Origin of the sequence: Pseudomonas sp. S30 (assembly GCF_016518545.1) — a bacterium.
Lineage (GTDB): Bacteria > Pseudomonadota > Gammaproteobacteria > Pseudomonadales > Pseudomonadaceae > Aquipseudomonas.
This window is the reverse complement of record NZ_JACVTO010000011.1, coordinates 56450-75932: the sequence shown is the minus strand read 5'-3', so window position 1 is coordinate 75932 and position 19483 is coordinate 56450. Positions and strand designations below refer to the sequence as shown.

24 protein-coding genes and 1 tRNA gene are annotated in these 19483 nt (G+C 63.0%); 9 read left to right on the top strand and 16 right to left on the bottom strand.

All coding sequences use genetic code 11. The annotated features are described in order from the left end of the window. The first annotated feature begins 5 nt into the window (after positions 1-5). From IAE34_RS14090 to IAE34_RS14075, 4 genes are all read left to right on the top strand, one after another. A complete protein-coding gene (locus IAE34_RS14090; RefSeq protein WP_200139574.1) occupies positions 6-1199 on the top strand; it encodes an acetyl-CoA C-acyltransferase in 1194 nt (397 codons plus the stop codon). Between the two features lie 9 nt (positions 1200-1208). Beyond that, positions 1209-2336 carry an acyl-CoA dehydrogenase gene (locus IAE34_RS14085; protein WP_200139573.1) on the top strand — a complete coding sequence of 376 codons (1128 nt, stop codon included), beginning with the start codon at positions 1209-1211 and terminating at the stop codon, positions 2334-2336. A gap of 13 nt (positions 2337-2349) precedes the next feature. After that, positions 2350-3123, top strand: coding sequence for an enoyl-CoA hydratase (locus tag IAE34_RS14080; RefSeq protein ID WP_200139572.1), 774 nt, complete (start codon positions 2350-2352; stop codon positions 3121-3123). A gap of 323 nt (positions 3124-3446) precedes the next feature. Beyond that, positions 3447-3851 carry a TraR/DksA family transcriptional regulator gene (locus IAE34_RS14075; RefSeq protein ID WP_200139571.1) on the top strand — a complete coding sequence of 135 codons (405 nt, stop codon included), beginning with the start codon at positions 3447-3449 and terminating at the stop codon, positions 3849-3851. 58 nt (positions 3852-3909) lie between these two features. Here the strand turns inward: IAE34_RS14075 and IAE34_RS14070 are convergent, their stop codons facing one another. After that, positions 3910-4068: a hypothetical protein gene (locus IAE34_RS14070; protein ID WP_200139570.1), complete on the bottom strand. Its 159-nt coding sequence runs from the start codon at positions 4066-4068 to the stop codon at positions 3910-3912. 362 nt (positions 4069-4430) lie between these two features. On the opposite strand from IAE34_RS14070, the gene IAE34_RS14065 reads away from it, so the two are divergent. Both IAE34_RS14065 and IAE34_RS14060 read left to right on the top strand, forming a co-directional pair. Further along, positions 4431-4901, top strand: a complete 471-nt coding sequence (locus tag IAE34_RS14065) for a hypothetical protein (protein WP_200139569.1) — start codon at positions 4431-4433, stop codon at positions 4899-4901. Further along, entirely contained in the window at positions 4898-5110 is a 213-nt protein-coding gene (locus tag IAE34_RS14060) for a hypothetical protein (protein WP_200139568.1), read from the top strand. The genes IAE34_RS14065 and IAE34_RS14060 overlap by 4 nt, the downstream gene beginning before the upstream one ends. Before the next feature lie 30 nt (positions 5111-5140). Here IAE34_RS14060 and IAE34_RS14055 read toward each other — a convergent pair whose 3' ends face one another. Beyond that, positions 5141-6295, bottom strand: a complete 1155-nt coding sequence (locus IAE34_RS14055; protein ID WP_200139567.1) for a cysteine desulfurase family protein — start codon at positions 6293-6295, stop codon at positions 5141-5143. Positions 6296-6439: 144 nt separating this feature from the next. Next, on the bottom strand, positions 6440-7393 hold the full coding sequence (locus IAE34_RS14050; protein WP_200139566.1) for a LysR family transcriptional regulator: 954 nt from the start codon (positions 7391-7393) through the stop codon (positions 6440-6442). A gap of 140 nt (positions 7394-7533) precedes the next feature. Here IAE34_RS14050 and IAE34_RS14045 point away from each other — a divergent pair, with 140 nt between their 5' ends. Next, positions 7534-8760, top strand: a complete 1227-nt coding sequence (locus IAE34_RS14045; RefSeq protein WP_200139565.1) for an acyl-CoA dehydrogenase — start codon at positions 7534-7536, stop codon at positions 8758-8760. Positions 8761-8779: 19 nt separating this feature from the next. Here the strand turns inward: IAE34_RS14045 and IAE34_RS14040 are convergent, their stop codons facing one another. The 3 genes from IAE34_RS14040 to IAE34_RS14030 form a co-directional block, all read right to left on the bottom strand. After that, a complete protein-coding gene (locus IAE34_RS14040) occupies positions 8780-9808 on the bottom strand; it encodes a TerC family protein (protein ID WP_200139564.1) in 1029 nt (342 codons plus the stop codon). Between the two features lie 157 nt (positions 9809-9965). Further along, the gene (locus tag IAE34_RS14035) at positions 9966-10982 is read right to left on the bottom strand and encodes an ABC transporter substrate-binding protein (RefSeq protein WP_200139563.1); all 1017 of its coding nucleotides are present in this window, start codon (positions 10980-10982) and stop codon (positions 9966-9968) included. An 89-nt stretch (positions 10983-11071) separates the two neighbouring features. Next, positions 11072-11230, bottom strand: coding sequence for a hypothetical protein (locus tag IAE34_RS14030; RefSeq protein ID WP_200139562.1), 159 nt, complete (start codon positions 11228-11230; stop codon positions 11072-11074). A 345-nt stretch (positions 11231-11575) separates the two neighbouring features. Here IAE34_RS14030 and IAE34_RS14025 point away from each other — a divergent pair, with 345 nt between their 5' ends. Next, the gene (locus IAE34_RS14025) at positions 11576-11776 is read left to right on the top strand and encodes a hypothetical protein (protein WP_200139561.1); all 201 of its coding nucleotides are present in this window, start codon (positions 11576-11578) and stop codon (positions 11774-11776) included. A gap of 49 nt (positions 11777-11825) precedes the next feature. On the opposite strand, the gene IAE34_RS14020 is transcribed toward IAE34_RS14025, so the two are convergent. Both IAE34_RS14020 and IAE34_RS14015 read right to left on the bottom strand, forming a co-directional pair. Beyond that, positions 11826-11910: transfer RNA gene (locus IAE34_RS14020), tRNA-Leu, on the bottom strand. 86 nt (positions 11911-11996) lie between these two features. After that, complete coding sequence (locus IAE34_RS14015; protein ID WP_200139560.1) at positions 11997-12209, bottom strand: hypothetical protein; 213 nt, start codon at positions 12207-12209, stop codon at positions 11997-11999. A 144-nt stretch (positions 12210-12353) separates the two neighbouring features. On the opposite strand from IAE34_RS14015, the gene IAE34_RS14010 reads away from it, so the two are divergent. After that, positions 12354-13511: a two-component system sensor histidine kinase NtrB gene (locus tag IAE34_RS14010; protein WP_200139559.1), complete on the top strand. Its 1158-nt coding sequence runs from the start codon at positions 12354-12356 to the stop codon at positions 13509-13511. Between the two features lie 107 nt (positions 13512-13618). Here the strand turns inward: IAE34_RS14010 and csrA are convergent, their stop codons facing one another. From csrA to IAE34_RS13970, 8 genes are all read right to left on the bottom strand, one after another. Then, positions 13619-13816 carry a carbon storage regulator CsrA gene (gene csrA, locus IAE34_RS14005; RefSeq protein ID WP_200139558.1) on the bottom strand — a complete coding sequence of 66 codons (198 nt, stop codon included), beginning with the start codon at positions 13814-13816 and terminating at the stop codon, positions 13619-13621. Between the two features lie 259 nt (positions 13817-14075). After that, the gene (locus IAE34_RS14000; RefSeq protein ID WP_200139557.1) at positions 14076-15092 is read right to left on the bottom strand and encodes a DNA topoisomerase IB; all 1017 of its coding nucleotides are present in this window, start codon (positions 15090-15092) and stop codon (positions 14076-14078) included. Between the two features lie 56 nt (positions 15093-15148). Next, complete coding sequence (gene modC, locus IAE34_RS13995) at positions 15149-16240, bottom strand: molybdenum ABC transporter ATP-binding protein (protein ID WP_200139556.1); 1092 nt, start codon at positions 16238-16240, stop codon at positions 15149-15151. Between the two features lies 1 nt (position 16241). Continuing rightward, entirely contained in the window at positions 16242-16922 is a 681-nt protein-coding gene (gene modB, locus IAE34_RS13990) for a molybdate ABC transporter permease subunit (RefSeq protein ID WP_200139555.1), read from the bottom strand. After that, positions 16922-17680: a molybdate ABC transporter substrate-binding protein gene (gene modA, locus IAE34_RS13985; RefSeq protein ID WP_200139554.1), complete on the bottom strand. Its 759-nt coding sequence runs from the start codon at positions 17678-17680 to the stop codon at positions 16922-16924. Before modA ends, modB begins: the two co-directional genes overlap by 1 nt. Positions 17681-17791: 111 nt before the next feature. After that, on the bottom strand, positions 17792-18856 hold the full coding sequence (locus tag IAE34_RS13980) for an NAD(P)H-dependent flavin oxidoreductase (RefSeq protein WP_200139553.1): 1065 nt from the start codon (positions 18854-18856) through the stop codon (positions 17792-17794). A gap of 36 nt (positions 18857-18892) precedes the next feature. Continuing rightward, on the bottom strand, positions 18893-19063 hold the full coding sequence (locus tag IAE34_RS13975) for a hypothetical protein (RefSeq protein ID WP_200139552.1): 171 nt from the start codon (positions 19061-19063) through the stop codon (positions 18893-18895). Between the two features lie 7 nt (positions 19064-19070). Continuing rightward, the gene (locus IAE34_RS13970) at positions 19071-19418 is read right to left on the bottom strand and encodes a DUF1883 domain-containing protein (RefSeq protein ID WP_200139551.1); all 348 of its coding nucleotides are present in this window, start codon (positions 19416-19418) and stop codon (positions 19071-19073) included. Positions 19419-19483: the final 65 nt, after the last annotated feature.

Sequence of the window (19483 nt, the reverse complement as noted above, 5' to 3'; positions counted from 1 at the left end):
ACCCAATGACCCTCGTCAATGACCCCATCGTTATCGTCAGTGCCGTGCGCACGCCCATGGGTGGCCTGCAAGGCGACCTGAAAAGCCTCACCGCCACGCAGCTAGGCAGCGTCGCGATCCGCGCGGCCGTGGAGCGCGCCGGCATCGAGGCGACCCACGTCGATCAGGTGCTGTTCGGCTGCGTACTGCCTGCCGGCCTCGGCCAGGCACCCGCGCGCCAGGCCGCCCTGGGGGCGGGCCTGGATCGACACACCCCCTGCACCACGCTGAACAAGATGTGCGGCTCGGGCATGCAAGCGACCATCATTGGCCACGACCTGCTGCTGGCCGGCAGCGCCGCAGTGGTCGTGGCGGGCGGCATGGAAAGCATGAGTAATGCTCCCTATCTGCTGGACAAGGCGCGCGCGGGGTATCGCATGGGGCATGGCAGGATCATCGACCACATGTTTCTCGACGGGCTGGAGGACGCCTACGACAAGGGCCGCCTCATGGGCACCTTCGCCGAAGACTGCGCCCAGGCTGCAGGCATCGGGCGCCAGGCCCAGGACGACTTCGCCATCGCCTCGTTGACCCGTGCCCAGGAAGCGATCGCCCAGGGGCGTTTCACGGCCGAGATCGTGCCCGTGGAGATCACCGAAGGCCGGCAGACCCGTCAGGTGGTCGATGACGAGCAGCCGCCCAAGGCACGCCTGGACAAGATCCCCCAGCTCAAGCCGGCGTTTCGCGAAGGCGGAACGGTGACGGCAGCCAACGCCAGCTCCATTTCCGACGGCGCCGCGGCGCTGGTGCTGATGCGCCGCAGCGAAGCGCTCGAACGCGGCCTGCGGCCACTGGCGCTGATTCACGGCCATGCGGCGTTCGCCGATGAACCTGCACGGTTCCCCACCGCGCCGATCGGCGCCATCGAGCGGCTCATGCAGCGTGTCGGCTGGACGCTGGACAGTGTGGAGCTGTTCGAGATCAACGAAGCCTTCGCAGTGGTCACGCTGGTCGCGATGCAGCATTTCGGCCTGCCCCATGACAAGGTCAACATCCACGGGGGCGCCTGTGCCCTGGGCCATCCGATAGGTGCCTCGGGTGCGCGGATTCTGGTGACCCTGCTGTCGGCCCTGCGCCAGAACGGCCTGCGCCGCGGTGTCGCCGCCATCTGCATCGGCGGCGGCGAAGCCACGGCCATGGCCGTCGAATGCCTGTATTGAGGAGCCACCATGCTGGTCACTGATGAGCAAAGACAGATCGCCGATGCGGTGAAGGACTTCGCCCAGGAGCGACTCAAACCCTTCGCCGAGCAGTGGGACAAGGCGCATCGCTTCCCGCGCGAGGCCATCGAGGAAATGGCAGGTCTGGGCCTGTTCGGCATGCTGGTACCCGAGTGCTGGGGTGGCAGCGACACCGGCTATGTCGCCTATGCCATGGCATTGGAGGAAATCGCCGCTGGCGATGGCGCCTGTTCCACCATCATGAGCGTGCACAATTCGGTGGGCTGCGTGCCCATCCTGCGCTTTGGCAGCGATGAACAGAAAACCCGCTTCCTCGAACCCCTGGCCAGCGGCGCGATGCTCGGTGCCTTCGCGCTGACCGAGCCACAGGCCGGCTCCGATGCCAGCAGCCTCAAGGCCCGGGCCCGCCGAGAAGGCGATCACTACGTGCTCAGCGGCAGCAAGCAGTTCATCACCTCCGGGCAGAATGCCGGCGTGGTGATCGTCTTCGCCGTGACCGATCCTGCGGCTGGCAAGCGCGGCATCAGCGCGTTCATCGTGCCCACGGACACGCCGGGCTATCAGGTCGCCCGGGTCGAGGAGAAGCTGGGGCAGCACGCCTCGGACACTTGCCAGATCGTTTTCGACGAGGTTCGGGTCCCGCTGGCCAACCGTCTGGGGGAAGAAGGGGAGGGCTACCGTATCGCGTTGGCCAACCTGGAAGGCGGGCGCATCGGCATCGCCGCCCAGGCGGTGGGCATGGCACGTGCCGCCTTCGAGGTGGCCCGCGACTACGCCCGCGAGCGCCAGAGTTTCGGCAAACCGCTGATCGAGCACCAGGCAGTGGCCTTTCGTCTGGCGGACATGGCCACGCGCATCGCCGTGGCCCGGCAGATGGTGCTGCACGCCGCAGCCCTGCGCGACGCGCGACGTCCGGCCCTGGTCGAGGCGTCCATGGCCAAGCTGTTCGCCTCGGAAATGGCCGAAAAGGTCTGCTCGGATGCCTTGCAGACGCTCGGTGGATATGGCTATCTGCGAGACTTCCCGCTGGAGCGCATCTACCGTGACGTGCGGGTCTGCCAGATCTACGAAGGCACCAGTGACATACAGCGCATGGTCATCGCGCGAAATCTATGAAGGAGCAGCTTGCATGGCATTCGAAACAATCCTGCTGGACATCCACGGCAAGGTCGGTCTGATCACGCTCAATCGTCCTCAGGCGCTCAACGCGCTGAATGCGCAGATCGTCGCCGAGGTGAATCAGGCCCTGGATCAGCTCGAGCGCGACCCGCAGATCGGGTGCATGGTCATCACCGGGTCCGCCAAGGCTTTCGCGGCCGGTGCCGACATCAAGGAGATGGCCGAGCTCAGCTATCCGCAATCCTACGTCGAGGATCTGTTCAGCGAGGCCGATCGCGTGGCCAATCGCCGCAAGCCGCTGATCGCGGCGGTAGCCGGATTCGCCCTGGGCGGCGGTTGCGAACTGGCGATGATGTGCGACTTCATCCTGGCTGCCGACACGGCCCGCTTCGGCCAACCCGAGATCAACCTGGGCGTACTGCCAGGCATGGGTGGCACCCAGCGCCTGACCCGTGCCGTGGGCAAGGCCAAGGCCATGGAGCTGTGCCTGACCGGTCGGCTGATGGGCGCCGAGGAGGCCGAGCGTGCCGGCCTGGTGGCGCGAGTGGTGCCACAGGATCAGTTGCTGGAAGAGGCGCTCAAGGTCGCTGCCACCATTGCCAGCAAGTCGGTACCGGTGAGCATGATGGTCAAGGAAAGCGTCAATCGCGCGTTCGAAGTCAGTTTGAGCGAAGGCGTACGCTTCGAGCGCCGGGTGTTCCATGCCGCCTTCGCCACCGAAGACCAGAAAGAGGGCATGGCCGCCTTCATCGCCAAGCGCGAGGCGCAGTTCAGGAACCGTTGAGGCCTTTGCCCCTCCAAGTACGACGCCCCCGCCCTGGCGGGGGCGCATCGTGCACTGGCGGGCATCGACAAGTTGCTGCATAGTAGCCCTGCAGCCCGCGCGCCATGCCGAGCCCGGCAGCGCCGATGGACAGTCCGGCGGGCGGATTCCTCGCCGTTTCGGGCAATTTCCCCCTCATGGCTGTTGCCCCTTGGGGCTTGGCACCTTAGACTGCCGCCCCCTGCAAAAGAGTGCCGGTTGGCGCTTGAAGAATTCCGTCACCGACGTGCCATCGTCGGTGGCATCCGAATCGCCCAAATGCACATTTTTTCATAGAGAATTCGATGACCAAGGAACAGTTGCTGGCCATGTCGGCCGATGACTACATGAATGCCGATCAGCTGGCATTCTTCACGGCGATGTTGCAAGCGATGAAAGTCGACACCCATGAGCGTATCGAACTGAGCCGCGCGACCATCGAGAGCCTGGACACGCCTTCGGATCCTGCCGACGTCGCATCGGTGGAGGAAGAGCGTCACTGGCTGGTCAATGCCATCGAGCGCGACCAGCGCCTGCTGCCCCAGCTCGAGATGGCTCTGGGCCGCATCGCCGACGAAAGCTTCGGCTGGTGTGACGACAGTGGCGAGCCCATCGGCCTGCAACGCTTGCTGATCAGCCCCACCACCAAATACTGCATCGAAGCCCAGGAACGCCACGAGCAACTCGATCGCCATCAACGGCAGATCTGATCCAGACGCTCGAAAGGCCCTGCGTCCAGCGCGCAGGGCCTTTCGCGTTTCAGGCAGGTCAGGCCAGGCAATCGTCAAGTCGGCGTGCCAGGTCGCACGCTTCGCGGTGGCTGCAACGAAAGCCCTTGACCCTGCCGGTGTGCCGGTCGGTGATGTGGAAGAAGCGTACCCCGGCCGGGATGACGACGAAGCGCAGGCGGCTGGTAATCTGCTGCATACAAGAAATGCTCGAGACCTCTCGACTGATTTCGGTGTTTTCGTGCATATTGCTTCCCCTGTAAATGCGCGGATACGTAGCAGGGCCCGAGCTGCCGAGGGCCTGGCGATATCTATTGCACCTTTTCCAGCAGCGGTGGTGTCAGACAGTGCTGTTCCGCCTGTGGGACCTGCATGAGTCGTCGTCTGCGGAGCATGCTGGCGCTGTTGGGTAATGAATCCTGCATGCCGAGCCGCCAAGCACCACAGACATCCGGCACACCCTGTCACTAACCTTTCAGACAGCACGTTGAAATGGCCGCCGCGTCACGCTTGGGCGATTGCGCAAGGCGGCGAGAAACAATCGGTTCGAGGATCACTTCATTGGCAGTCAGTACTCTGGATACCCACGCCCTGTTCGCACTGGGCGACTTGCGCGGCAAGCTGGTCAAGCTCTTTCAGAGCCGTTTCGTCTACCTCACCGAGCAGACCCCGGATGGCCTGTACATGGCGGAGGTCGATACTGACACCGCCCTGACGGTGGACGACAAGCAGCATCTTGAGCTCAAGGTGGGCGATCACTTCCGTGCGGCCGTGTTGCCCAGCCGTGAAGGCGGCAAGCTGGAGGTGCGTTTTCGCGACATCAAGTTCAACGTCTATGGGGTGGGCGACTATGCGTTCGTTTCGGTGCCCGAGGGTAAGGGCATCGTACTGCGCGACGGCCATAACGTGATGCTGGTCTTCGCTGCCGAGCAACAGATCACCGAGGGGCTCGGCAAGCTGCTCAAGACGGTGACTGGCAAGGTTGCGAAGTGGCGCAAGGGTGAGCTCACCACCTTCAAGGCCAGTGAATGAGCCCTGGGGGCGCCTCGCCAGCGAACCGCGCCGCGTTTCACCAGCAGCACCAGCTCGCGGCGCTCGCCGAGGCCGAGCGCCTGCTGGCGCAGCGCTCGATCCTGAAAGGTGCCTGGTTCGATTGGGTGGCGGCGCAGTTGTACCAGCTGGGCCCGCCGCCGTTCGTGTCGATGGTCAGACGAGAGCTGCAGCGTCTGACCCAGGCTTGATAGCGGCGCCTGGGCGCCGCGCCACACGCTTTACCACAGGGCGGTCGCCCCATCGGCAATCACACGCCCGAATACCTCGATCGCCTTGTCCACCTCCGCCTCGGTGCTATAGCGCCCCAGGCTGATACGCACGCTGTTACGCGCCTGCTGGTCGGTCTTGCCCAAGGCCAGCAGCACATGCGAGGGCGCCTGACTGGCCGAGTTGCAGGCCGAGGTGGATGACACCGCCAGGTCGCAGGCCAGGGCTCCGAGGCTGAAGCCCTTGGCCTCGACGCACAGGTTCAAGGTGTGGGCGATGCGCTGCTCGGCGCAGCCATTGAGGCTTACGCCCGGCAGTGCCAGCAGGCCTGCCCGCAAGCGCTGCGACAGCGTCTGGATGCGCCGATGCTCCTCCTGCGCCAGCAGACCGGCCAGAGCGAAGGCGCTGCCCATGCCGACGATCTGGTGCGTGGGCAGGGTGCCCGAGCGTAGCCCGCCTTCATGACCCCCGCCATGCATCTGGGCATGCAGCGCCGGGCGGGCACGGCTGCCGACATAGAGTGCGCCGATGCCCTTGGGGCCGTAGACCTTGTGCGCGGACACCGACATGAGGTCCACCGCCTGTCGGCTCAGATCCAGGGTGAGCTTGCCGACCGCCTGCGCCGCATCCACATGCAGCAGCGCGCCATGGGCGCGTACATACTCGCCGATGCGGGCGAAGTCGGTCACGGTACCCAGTTCGTTGTTCACCGCCATCAGCGAGACGAGCCGCGTGTCGGCGCGCAGGGCCTGCTGCACGGCCTCGGGTTGAATCAGACCACGTTCGTCAGGCCCCAGGCGCGTCACCGACCAACCCCGGCGCTCGAGTTCGGTGGCGGTGTCGAGTATCGCCTTGTGTTCCAACTGGCTGGTGATCAGGTGCCCAGGCCGGTCTGCACCCTGGCAGATGCCCTTGAGCGCAAGGTTGTTGGATTCGGTGGCGCCCGAGGTCCAGACGACCCTCTCCGGCTGGGCGTTGAGCTGCTCGGCGACCTGCGCACGGGCCTGTTCGACCAGCGCACGCGCCGCGCTGCCGTAGCGGTGGCCACCGGAAGCCGGGTTGCCGAAGTCACTGTGGCGACCCATGCAGGCCAGCATGCTTTCCAGCACGAGGTCATCGATGGGAGTCGTGGCGGCGTAGTCGAGATAGAGCGGATTGGCAGGCATTCGAGCGTTCCAGGCAAAACCCTTGGGGAGATTAGGCAATGCTAGAGCTGATGCTGAAAATACCTTTCCATATTTTCCAAAAAACTCCAGTCGATATAGAAAAATATTTTACATATTGGCAATCTAGTAGAATTGCTTTATATCCTACCCCTTCTCGAGGCACTCGCCACGGGCGCTTGCTGCCAGTTCGATCTCGTCAGTGGCCACCACCTGCTGGGACAGCTCTATGATCTGCTCGCGCATCCAGCGATTCGCCGGGTCCTGATCGGTGCTCTCGTGCCAGTACAGATGGGTCTCCAGAGCCGGCAACTCCACAGGGAGGGCCAGATACCGCAATTGATGTCGGCGAGCGAAACGTTCCGCAACGGTCATGACCATGTCGGTTTGCTGCAGCACCTGGGAAGCCATCAGATAGTGCTGTGAACGCAGCGCCACCTTGCGTTGCACGCCCATCTTGCCAAGGGCGAGGTCCACGTACCCCAGCCCGTTGCGGCGGCTGGAAATGTGGATGTGGGTCATGCCCAGGTAGTGTTCGAGCGTGAGCTTTGCGCCGGCCTGTGGATGTCCCTGGCGCAGGGCGCAGACGTAGCGGTCCTCCATCAGCTTGACGTGACGCACCTGCGGATCGGTGTTCAAGGGCGCGTCCACGGCGAAATCCAGGCGCCCGGCAGCAAGCTCCCTGGTGGTTTCCCGGCGCTTGCCGAGGAAGCTCTCGATCACCACGCCCGGGGCCAGGCGACGCAAGCGCTGGAACAGCTGTGGCAGGATCACCGCCTCGGTCAGGTCGGTCATGCTGATACGGAAGGTCTTGTTCGCCTGTTGCGGATTGAAGATGCGGCTTTCCTGGACCGAGGTTCGCAGCAAGGCCAGCGCATTGCGCACCGGAGCGATGATGTTCTGTGCCATGGGCGTGGGTACCATGCCCTGGGCGGTGCGCACGAACAGGGGATCGTTGAAGGTCTCACGCAGGCGCGACAGGGCATTGGATACCGCAGGTTGGGTGATGCCGACGATCTGCCCGGCGCGGGTCAGGTTGGCCTCGGTATAGATGGCATCGAAGACGATGAACAGGTTCAGATCGACTTTGCTGAGGTTCATGGGCGCCACTCATTGTTGGTGTTATAGCCGGGATCATATATTGGTTATGAATGTTAATACACCATCAGAATAGACTGGATGGATTCACTCAGGCTGCTCTAGTCTTGGCGCAGATACCTCCTACGCCAAAGGTCGCCCACATGAATTTCGCCTACACGCCCAAGGTCCAGGCACTGCGCGAGCGCGTCACTGCGTTCATGGATGCTCATGTCTATCCTGCCGAGGCCGAGTTCGAGCGTCAGGTCGCCGAGGGCGATCGCTGGCAGCCCACGGCGATCATGGAGACGCTCAAGGCCAAGGCGCGTGAGCAGGGGCTATGGAACCTGTTCCTGCCACAGTCGCAGTACGGTGCCGGCCTGACCAACCTGGAATACGCGCCTTTGGCCGAGATCATGGGCCGCTCGCTACTGGGCCCGGAACCCTTCAACTGCTCGGCACCGGATACGGGCAATATGGAGGTTCTGGTGCGCTATGGCTCAGCGGCGCAGCAGCAGCAGTGGCTGGAACCCCTGCTGCGTGGCGAGATTCGCTCGGCATTCGCGATGACCGAGCCAGAAGTGGCGTCTTCCGATGCCACCAATATGGCAGCGACTGCGGTTCGAGAGGGCGACCAGTGGTTGATCAATGGACGCAAGTGGTGGACCTCGGGCGCCTGTGACCCACGCTGCAAGGTGATGATCTTCATGGGGCTATCCGATCCCGCCGGGCCGAGGCATCAGCAGCATTCGATGATCCTCGTGCCCACTGACACCCCAGGCGTGAAGATCGTCCGGCCCTTGCCGGTATTCGGCTACGACGACGCGCCCCATGGCCACGCCGAAGTCCTGTTCGACAATGTCCGTGTGCCCTACGAAAACGTGATCCTGGGGGAGGGCCGAGGCTTCGAGATTGCCCAGGGGCGGCTTGGCCCTGGCCGCATCCACCACTGCATGCGTTCGCTGGGCATGGCCGAGCGGGCCCTGGAACTGATGTGCCGGCGGGCGGTGTCCCGAACGGCCTTCGGCCAGCCGCTGGCACGCCTGGGCGGTAACGTCGACAAGATCGCCGATTCGCGCATGGAGATCGACATGGCCCGGCTACTCACGCTCAAGGCCGCTGACATGATGGATACCGTGGGCAACAAGGTCGCGCGCAGCGAGATCGCCCAGATCAAGGTGGTAGCGCCGAACGTTGCGTTACGGGTGATCGATCGAGCGATCCAGATGCATGGCGGGGCAGGGGTCAGCGGCGATTTTCCGCTGGCCTACATGTACGCCATGCAGCGCACCTTGCGCCTGGCCGACGGACCCGATGAAGTGCACCGGGCGGCGATCGGCAAATACGAGATCGGCAAGTACCTTCCCGAGCGTCCGCCCGCCGCCCGCTAGGCGCCCGCCTGTCGGGGTCTCAGGATGAAGAGCGCTCTTCATCGTGTCGAGGCTGGACCTGCGCACTGGGCCCGCGGTCGCCGCGGGTCTTGAACAGCGACAGCAGCACGCCGCCCAGCAGCAGACCCAGTGTGACGGCCAGCGACAGCAACGCTGGCACTTCGCCGATCAGGCCGTGGTAGAAGATCTTGCAGCCAATGAAGATCAGCACCATCGCCAGGGCGTACTTGAGGTAGACGAAGCGGTGCATCAATGCCGACAGCGCGAAGTACAGCGCGCGAAGGCCGAGGATCGCAAAGATGTTGGAGGTGTACACGATGAACGGGTCCTGCGTGATCGCGAAAATGGCGGGTACGCTGTCCACCGCGAACACCAGGTCGGCCAGTTCGATCAGCACCAGCGCCAGGAACAACGGTGTGGCATGGCGCAGCGGCCGGCTCTGACCAGGGGGTACCAGGCGCACGAAAAAACGTTTGCCGTGCAGTTGGTCGGTGACCCGCAGGTGCCTGCGCACGAAACGCAGCGCGGGATTGTTGGCCAGGTCGGGCTCGCTGTCACCTCTGGAAAAGGCCATCTTCACCCCGGTGATCAGCAGGAACGCGCCGAACAGATAGAGCACCCAGGCGAAATGCTGCACCAGTGCCGCGCCCACGCCGATCATGATGGCCCTAAGCACCACCACGCCCAGGATGCCCCAGAACAGCACACGGTGCTGATATCGGCGAGGAATCGAGAAAAAGCCGAAAATCATCGCCATGACGAACACGTTGTCCATCGACAGTGACTGCTCGACCAAAAAACCGGTGTAGAACTCCAGTGCCGAACGAGCGCCCAGCTCCATCCATACCCATGCCCCGAACAGCACTCCCACGCTAAAGTAGCCCGCGTACAGCAGCAGGCTTTCGCGCATCTCGATCTCGCGTTCCTGGCGGTGCAACACGCCCAGGTCCAGTACGAGCAGTGCGATGACGATGGTCACGAATACCAGCCACAACCAGGCGCTGGTGCCGAGCACGGGGGTGCTGAGGAAAGCGTGCAGAGCTGTCATGAGCCCCTCCTTGATTGTCGGCGTTGCAAGGCAACAGTGATTCCGACATGGCGGTTTGCACCGTCAGAGGGGCCCGGCATCACATGGACTCAAGCATAGTCCAGGTCGCGCCGAGTCCTTGGGGGCGGGTTGTTACATCGTTTTGCCAAATGAAGCTTCAGAGATCCGCCGCGACCTTCTGCGCCACCTCAGGCGTCAGCCAGCCTTTCCACACCTGTGGATGACGGCTCAGGAACAGCGTCGCAGCCTTGCGTGCATCCTGATGCTGCTTGCTCATCTCGCCCAGCGCCTGGTTGAGGACATCGATCGGCAGGTCGACTTTCTCGAATACCGCCACCAGGTCGGGATATTGTGTCTTGAACGCTTTGGAGACCCCGATCGACAGCTTGGTCGGCAGCGAGCTGCTGCCTTGCGGATCGGTATTGGAAGGATCGGTCAGGGTGGCCCAGGCCTTAGCATCGAAGGGCGGCTCCTCCAGGCGCACCAGATCGTAACGCCCCATCAACGGCGCCGGGCTCCAGTAATAGAACAGCACCGGTTGCTTGCGGCTTATGGCCGAGTTGATTTCGGCATCCAGGGCTGCCCCTGAGCCTGTGCGGAAATTCACGTACAACGCCTGCAGGCCATAGGCCTTGAGCTTCTGGCTGTTGACGATTTCCGACGTCCAGCCGCTGGGGCTGTTGAGGAATCGCCCTTGACCGGGCGACTCGGGGTCCTTGAATACCTCGGCGTAGCGCTTGAGGTCATCGACGGTCTTCAGACCCGGTGCCAGCGCCTGGATGTGCCGCGTGGGATCGCCCTTGATCACGTAGGCCGGCACGTACCAGCCCTCGACCGCATGCTTCACCGTATCGCCCAGTGCGAACACCTGGCCCTTGCGCTCGGCTTGCACCCAGGCTGGGCTTCGTCCGGCCCATTCCTCGGCGATCACCTGCAGGTCATTGCGCGCCAGCGCCACCTCCATGCTGACGGTGCTGCCAGGCAGGGTCTCGGTGGCGTAGCCGTAGCCTTTCTCGACGATCAGTCGCAGGATCTCCGTGGTCAGCGCGCCGCTTTCCCAGCTTATGGCGCCGAAGCGAATGGGCTGGGAAGGCTCGCGAGCCGCTGCGGTTTCGTGACTGACCAGGCCCAGTGCAAGCACCAGGCCGGCGAGCACGAGAGGAATGCTTTTCATGAGCGCCTCGTGGGTTACGATGAAGTGCGGCTCAGTGTAGACGAGTCGCCAGGCACCACCGGTCGAGTCGCTACTTCCAGTAGGAGATTTCAGCCTTTGAACAGCGCGTTCAGCATCAGCAACTCGATGATGACGACCACGACGCAGGTGGCGACGAACTGCCGCGTGAACACCCGACGAGGGCGGTGCAGTGTCGGCCAGTCCATGGGCGCCAGCAGCAATTGGATCAACAAGCCAAGCAGTTTCATCGTCGGGGCGCAGCTTTCGGGAAGAGGGAGCCGATAGTAGCGGCCAGGCTCCTGGAAATCACCCGCAGTCGCATTGGGCAAAAGAAAACCCGCCATGAGGACGGGTTGAAGAACGTATCGAAGCCCTATGACTATGCGCCAGCGGATGTCGACGTTTTGTGAAAGCTATGTCGATGGAAAGTCCGTTCTATCATGCAAAAAAAACCCGCCATGGCGGCGGGCAAGACGTTCTGAAGGGAGCCGCTCCAGCATAGTTGGCATGGGGTTAAGCCAACGTTAACCCCTCTGATGATTGACCGCAGTGGGCAATGCGCCTATATAACGCGCTCAGTAGAGGATGCCACCATGTACGAAGACGACGATCTCCCGGAACCCGAGCACGATCATCTGCTCGACCATGAATTCTTCCATGGCGAGGACGAGCTCGAAGCCGACGCTCAGGGCATCGAGGACGATATCGACAGTGAAGACCTGGACCTCGCCGAAGACGACTTGGACGAAGATGATGACAGCCACCCGGCTTGGTACGACGATCCGCAGGATTGACGGCCGGAAACGAAAAAGGCGCCTGGTCAGGCGCCTTCGACGAGGAAGATGGTGCGAGTGGTGGGACTCGAACCCACAAGGCTTGCGCCGACAGATTTTAAGTCTGCTGTGTATACCAATTCCACCACACTCGCACGCGGGCAGGGCTTCAATGCAGAAGCGCCATGCAATCTGGCGCGCTTTATAACCCATCGTTATAGGTGAGTCAACCGCTGGGGCTTCAGGGCTGGATCAGTACGGCGATCTTGCGCATGCCGTCGGCACTGCCCCGTAGCTCGTGTGCCTGCTCACCCATTGCAGTGCCGTCCTGCGGATGGGTGGAGTGACACAGAAAACGGGCATGGCCCTCCAGGCCGCGACATAACTGGTCGATCTGTCCGGCAGTGGACATCAGATCGCGCTGCAGGCTCAACAGTCGGTAATTGGTGGTCATGCTGGCTCCGTCGTTCGCGAGAGTGCCGCTGCACTCGCTGCACTATAGGCAAATCCACACGTGCTGTCACAGGAACAGCTGTCAGACACTTCGACGGTCATCTAGAATCATCCCATTGCCTCTCGCCGCGCTTCCGGAGCTTGCATGCTGTCCACCGATCTCTCTGCCGTTGCGCCGACCATGCCGGCCGATCACTACGAGCGTCTGGTGCACGCGGTGGTCGACTACGCCATCTACATGCTCGACCCGCAAGGCAGGGTCGTATCCTGGAACTCCGGGGCACAACGTATCAAGGGCTATGGCAGCGACGAGGTGATCGGCCGGCATTTTTCGCTGTTCTTCACCGAGCAGGACTGCGCCCAGGGTCGTCCGGCCATGCTCCTGAACCAGGCACTGCAACAGGGCGTCGCGCAGGATGAAGGCTGGCGCGTACGCAAGGACGGCAGCCGGTTCTGGGCGCTGACAGTGCTGGATATCGTGCGCGACGATGGCGGCCAGGTGATCGGGCTGGCGAAGGTGACCCGGGATATCACCGATCGCCGCGAGTCCGGGCTGCAACTCGACGCCATGCGCGCCCAGCTGTTCCAGGCACAGAAACTCGAAGCCCTGGGCCAACTCACCGGTGGGCTGGCGCACGATTTCAACAATCTGCTGACCATCATCCTGGGCTCCGCACGACTGGCCCGAGCCAGCACCGATCATGCCCGCATCGATACCCTGCTGGGGCATATCGTCGATGCGGGTCAGCGTGGCGCGCAATTGACCCACGTGCTGCTGAGCTTCGCGCGCCATCGACAACTCAATGTCGCACCCATCGCCCCGGCCGAGCTCATCGCCTCGACCTGTAGTCTGATCTCCCATGCGTTACCAGATAGAATCGAGCTGCGCACCGAGATCGAAGATGACCTTCCGCAGCTGGAGGTGGATGTCGGTCAGCTGCAGATGGTGCTGCTCAATCTGCTGTTCAATGCCCGTGACGCGATCGTCGAGGGCGGACATATAGCGCTTCGCGTGAGGCGTGCGGTGCTCCCTGCGCAATCGAACGCATTGCAGGGCGAGTTCCTGCGCTTCGATGTCGAAGATGATGGCTCGGGCATTCCCGTGGAGGTGCTGCCGCGCATCTTCGAGCCGTTCTTCACCACCAAGGCCTTTGGCAAAGGCACCGGTCTGGGGCTTAGCCAGGTGTATGGATTCGCCCAGCAGAGCAACGGTGCCGTCGATGTAGCCAGTATTCCAGGCGAAGGGACGGTCATGAGTCTGTACCTGCCGCTGACGGCCACTCTGCCGAGCCAGGCATCCTAACCCGCGCTGCAATCCGCCAACACCTGAGACGTAGTCACTGGGGCCTTGGAATGCGCCTGACCCAGAACTGCGGGAAGAACGCCGCATCCGTGCGGTCTGGAAGGGGCTCAGTGTGCGTCGTCGGTCTTTTCGGGGGCAGGATTGCCCGCCTGAATGCGCTTGAAGATTTCCTCGCGGTGCACCTGCACGTCTTTCGGTGCGTCGATGCCGATTCTCACTTGCATACCTTTGACGCCCAGAATCGTGACCTTGATGTCATCGTTGATGACAATGCTTTCGCCAACTTTGCGGGTGAGTATCAGCATGTACTTCTCCTTGGTGATGTAGAAATCCGTCAAGGCCGATGCCTTTCGGGTGGGAGCGAGTCCCTCTTCCTTCTCAGTAAAGACCGCTTTGGAACGGCATAAATTCCTGCTGATCACAAAACGCCGGAGGTGTCCCGGTTGTCAGGGCCGTCCCAGATGTCGGATCACTTGGCTTACGTCCCTGGTGACAAGAGTATGACGCGTACAGTCTTAAGTGAAATTTCCCTAATGCATACAGGAAATAGTCTGACTCAATCACTCAGGTTACGGATTCCAGGGCCTGCAAGAAACCCAGCAAGGCGACTTCTTCCAGCTCCAGCCCTTTGCGTGCCCGTGACCGTGGGAGATCAGCCAGGCGTCCCAGGTGGAAATGCTCGAGTACGGCAGGATGGATATAGCAGCGCCGACAGACTGCCGGAGTATTGCCCAGCCGGCCAGCCACTTCCCGCACGATACCGGTGACCAGTCGTTTGGCTTCGGTCTCCGGTTGCCAGGACAGGGGTCGGAGCAGGTTCAGGGCCAAGGCACTGCCACCCCAGGTGCGGTAGTCCTTGGCGGTGAAATCCGAGCCGGTGAGCTGCTGCAGGAACAGGTTGATGTCGGCCGAGCCTATTCGATGGCGCTGGCCTTCATCGTCCAGGTATTGGAAAAGCTCCTGCCCTGGCAGCTCCATGCAGCGCTTGACCAGTTGGGCCAGGCGGCGGTCGCGCAGCGTAATGCTGTGCTCCACGCCCCGTTTACCTCGAAACTGAAAGCGGATGGTACTGCCCTTGACCTCCACATGGCGGTTACGCAGGGTTGTGAGTCCGTAGGACTTGTTGTCGCGTAGATACTGCTGGTTACCGATGCGGATCAAGGTGTTGTCCAGCAGGCTGACCACCAGTGCCATGACCTTCTCGCGGTCCATGCCCGGGCGCGCCAGATGTGCATCGAGCTGGCGACGCAGTTTCGGCAGTGCCTGGGCGAAGGCCAGCATCCGGGCATATTTGTGCTCGTCACGCAGCGTGCGCCACTCCACATGGTAGCGATACTGCTTGCGCCCTCGGGCGTCGCGTCCAGTGGCCTGCAGATGTCCCTGGGGGTCCAGGCAGATCCAGACGTCGGTGTAGGCGGGCGGAATGACCAGCGCTGCGATGCGCGCCAGGATCTCCTTGTCGCGCACCCGCTCACCTTCAGGGTTCAGGTAGATGAAGCGGTCGCGCCACCGTTTGCGACTGAAGCCCGGCTGAGCGTCATCGACATAATGCAAGGTACGGGGCAGGGTTATCTCGTGCATGGCGTCGTCCGTCGACCAGTGATCTGAACGGTGGACAACACCGGTCGCCGAGTTGCTCAGGTCAGCAGCGCCACCGACTTGATCTGCGCCCACAGGTGGCGACCGGGCTGGGCTTGCAACTGCTCGGCCGAATAGCGGGTGATGCGCGCCAGCAGCGGGTTGCCGCCCGCATCGAGGCTGATCAGTACATGGGCTGGATTGTCGGCTGGCCTGCAGTCGCGCACCGTCACGGGCAGCCGGTTGAGGATGCTCGACGTGATGTCCTGGGTAAGCGTGAGGCTCACGTCGCGCGCCTGCACCTTCAGGCGCAGGGTGTTGCCGATCTGCAAGTCCGGATGGGCGATGCGCAGGACAGTACTGACCGGGCCCGGCAAGCGTAGTTCGAACAGGCCGTAGTCCGGTTGCCCACCGATGACCACGCCTTCGAGGACCACGCCTGCATCTTCGCTCTGCGCCAGCGACAGGTCCAGGCGCGCGAGGGTCTGGCCGACGGGGCCGCTGGCCATGACCTTGCCTTGTTCGAGCAGCACCAGGTGGTCGGCCAGGCGTGCCACCTCGTCCTGTGCATGGCTGACATAGACCACCGGGATGTCCAATTCGTCGTGCAGACGCTCCAGATAAGGCAGGATTTCACGTTTGCGCGGCCCGTCCAGCGCCGCCAGGGGCTCATCCATCAGCAGCAGTCGCGGGCTGGTGAGCAGCGCTCGAGCGATACCTACACGTTGGGCCTCGCCACCGGACAGGGTAGCTGGCTTTCGCTCCAGCAACGCGCCGATGCCCAGCAACTGACAGGCCCGTTCCAGCTCCACCTTACGCTCATTCGCCGCTACGCGGCGCCACCCGAAGGTCAGGTTGCCGTGTACGGAGAGGTGGGGGAACAGGCTGGCCTCCTGAAATACATAGCCCAGCGGTCGTCGGTGCGGCGGCAGGAACACCTGTCGACGGGAGTCTTCCCAGACGTCGCCATTGACCTGTATGAACGCCTCGTCGGCCCGCTCCAACCCCGCCAGGCAGCGCAGGCAGGACGTCTTGCCCGAGCCGGAATGGCCGAACAAGGCGCTGATGCCGCGGCTGGGCAGATCCAGTTCGACATCCAGGGTGAAATCGTCGCGGACCAGCTTCAGGCGGGCGTGCAGGCGTGAACTCATTTCAGCTCCAGGCAGTCTTGCCACGGCGGCCGGCATGGAGCATCAGCAGCACCAGGAAGGAGAACACCAGCATGGCGCCGGCCAGCCAGTGCGCTTGCGAATAGGCCATGGCCTCGACGTGATCGAAGATCTGCACCGAGACCACCCGGGTCTTGTCTGGAATGTTGCCACCGATCATCAGCACCACGCCGAATTCGCCCACGGTATGGGCGAAGCCCAGGATACTGGCGGTGACGAAGCCAGGCCGGGCCAACGGCAGCACTACGTGCACGAAGCTGTCCCAGGGACTGGCGCGCAGTGTGGCGGCCACTTCGAGTGGACGCTGGCCAATCGCGCTGAACGCATTCTGCAGCGGCTGGACCACGAAGGGCATGGAGTAGACCACCGAGCCGATCACCAGGCCAGTGAAACTGAACACCACGGTACCCAGACCCAGTGCCTGGGTCGCCTGGCCCAACCAGCCATTGGGACCCAGGGCGATCAACAAGTAGAAACCGATGACCGTCGGCGGCAGCACCAGAGGCAGGGCCACCACCGCACCGATCGGCCCCCGCAGCCAGGAGCGCGTACGCGCCAGCCACCAGGCGATCGGAGTGCCCACCAGCAACAGGATCACGGTGGTGAGGCTGGCCAATTTCAGGGTCAACCAGACCGCACCCAGGTCGCTGGCATCCAGTGGCATCAGATTTCGTAGCCGTAGGACTTGATCACGGCGGCAGCCTTGGGCCCCTTGAGATATTCGACCAGCGCCTTGGCGGCAGGATTATCCTTGCCCTTCTCCAGGATCACCGCGTCCTGGCGGATCGGTTCGTGAAGACTGGACGGGACGATCCACGCCGAACCACTTTCAACTTTGCCGTCCTTGTAGATCTGCGACAGGGCTACGAACCCCAACTCGGCGTTGCCGGTGGAGACGAACTGGAAGGCCTGGGTGATGTTCTGGCCTTCGACCAGCTTGTTTTTGGTGGCGGCGGTGAGGCCGAGCTTGTCCAGCACCTGGGTGGCGGCCAGGCCGTACGGCGCGGTCTTGGGATTGGCGATGGACAGATGCTGGTAGGCGTTCTGTTTGAGCACCTCGCCCTTGTCGTCGACATAGCCAGGCTTGGCCGACCACAGAGCCAGGGTTCCGATGGCATAGGTGAAGCGCGAGCCTGGGACGATGGCCTTTTCCTGCTCCAGCTTGGCCGGTGTGGTGTCATCGGCCGCCAGGAACACTTCGAACGGTGCGCCATTCTTGATCTGTGCGTAGAACTGCCCAGTCGCGCCGAATGCGGCCACCAGCTTGTGACCGGTGTCCTTCTCGAAATCCTTGGCGATCGCCTGGATCGGTGCGGTGAAGTTGGCGGCTACCGCGACCTGGACCTCGTCGGCCCAGGCGTGGCCCAGCGACAGCAGGCTGGCGAGGGCGGTGGCAGTCAGTTGCAGAAGGGGTCTGCGCATCGGAGTCATTCCTGAGGTTGTCGTTATATACGTGAATATATAGCGAATGGACATCAGACGGAAAGAGGCGGCGCGAGTGAGCACCCCACGCCGGCGTAGCCAGGGTCGGCGCTAGCGGCGCAATGCCCCGAGGGCGATGTCCCGCGTCAGTTCTCCGGCATCCCGCCGCTGTCCCAGGCGCAACGCCTGACCTGCCCACAAGTTGCTGAAATCGTCGCGATGCTGCGCCTCGGTAATCGCGCGCAGGGGCATCAGCGCGCCGCCTGCCAGGGGGAAATGCGGCGCAAGATCGCTGACGGGGCCCAGTTCGCGCATGACACGGTTGAGGATGCCTCGGGCCGGCCGCCCGGTGAACAGGTTGGTGAGCGCGGTTTGGCTAGCCGCCGCCGTGTCCAGTGCCTGGCGATGGAAGGCAGAGACCTTCGCTTGGGGCGTGAACAGGTAGGCGGTGCCGATCTGCACGGCCGACGCGCCCAACGCGAGCGCCGCGCTCAAGCCGCGCGCATCACCGATGCCGCCTGCGGCGATCACTGGCACGCTCACCGCATCCACCACTTGCGGCACCAGGGCGAACGTGCCGATCTGGGTGGTGAGATCCTCGCTCAGGAACATTGCTCGGTGACCGCCGGCTTCGTAGCCCATGGCGATGATCGCATCGCAGCCCCGCTGCTCTAGCCAGACTGCCTCTTCCACGGTCGTCGCGCTGGACAGGATGCGTGCACCCGTAGCCTTGACCCGGCCCAGCAGGCCCGCTTCCGGCAAGCCGAAATGAAAGCTCACTACCTGTGGTCGCAGGCGCTCGACCAGTTGGCAGGTCTGTTCGTCGAACGGTGCGCGGCTGGAGACGGGCGTCGGCGCCTGGAAGTCGGCGCCGACTTCGTCATAATACGGCTTGAGCGCCTGCCTCCAGCGCTCTTCACGCGCCGCGTCTCGCGGTAGCGCGGCATGGCAGAAGAAATTGAGGTTCAACGGTGCCTGACAGGCCGTGCGAAACGCAGCCACTTCCTCGGCGATCTGCTCGGCACCGAGCATGGCGCAGGGCAGGGCGCCCAGGCCGCCCGCGTTGCCCACCGCGATGGCCAGCGCCGATCCACCGGCGCCGGCCATGGGGGCCTGGAGAATGGGGAGCTGGATGTTCAGCAGATCGAGGATGCGGCGGTCTGGCCAGGTATTCATCGAACGGCACTCGCTGTGGGGAAGGTGATGGAGTTTCTACAGGGCCTTGCTGACCTGGATGTCCGAGACGTTGCGAACATCGTCACCATGAATCTTGCGCAGCGCCTCCAGCGCCTGGGTTTCGGACGCGTCAGGCATCACCGCGAAGTCCCAGCGGCGCTGTCCATCGAGTTTGTATTTGATGACGTACTTGGTGTTGTGGGTCATGAAGGGCTTATCCCAGTTTCGACGACGAGCGCCGGATGATCTTGATCTTGTGAGTGAAGGTAGGCTTGCGCGTCACCGAGATCGGGCGGGTGGTGACGGTATCCAGCGTGATGTTCCAGAAGCCCGTGCTGGGTACCGTGATCTTGGCCGGAAAGCGCTCGAACAGACCGCCGTGATAGGTATGACGACCTCCGTTCTTGAAGCTGCGGAAGTTGGCGTCGTTCATCAGGCGGATGTTGCAACGCTGGGAGCACTCGATGACGACGATGTCGTCCTCGTTCAGGTGCTCGCGCTGGTGGGTGAATTTCATCGAAGGCCCCGCAAGGTCGTATCTGCAAAGCGCCAAAGATACCATGATGTCCCGCGGCTCGCCGGGCTGGCCGGTCGCTGTCGATACAAAAGCAATCCTGCTCGGGAGAA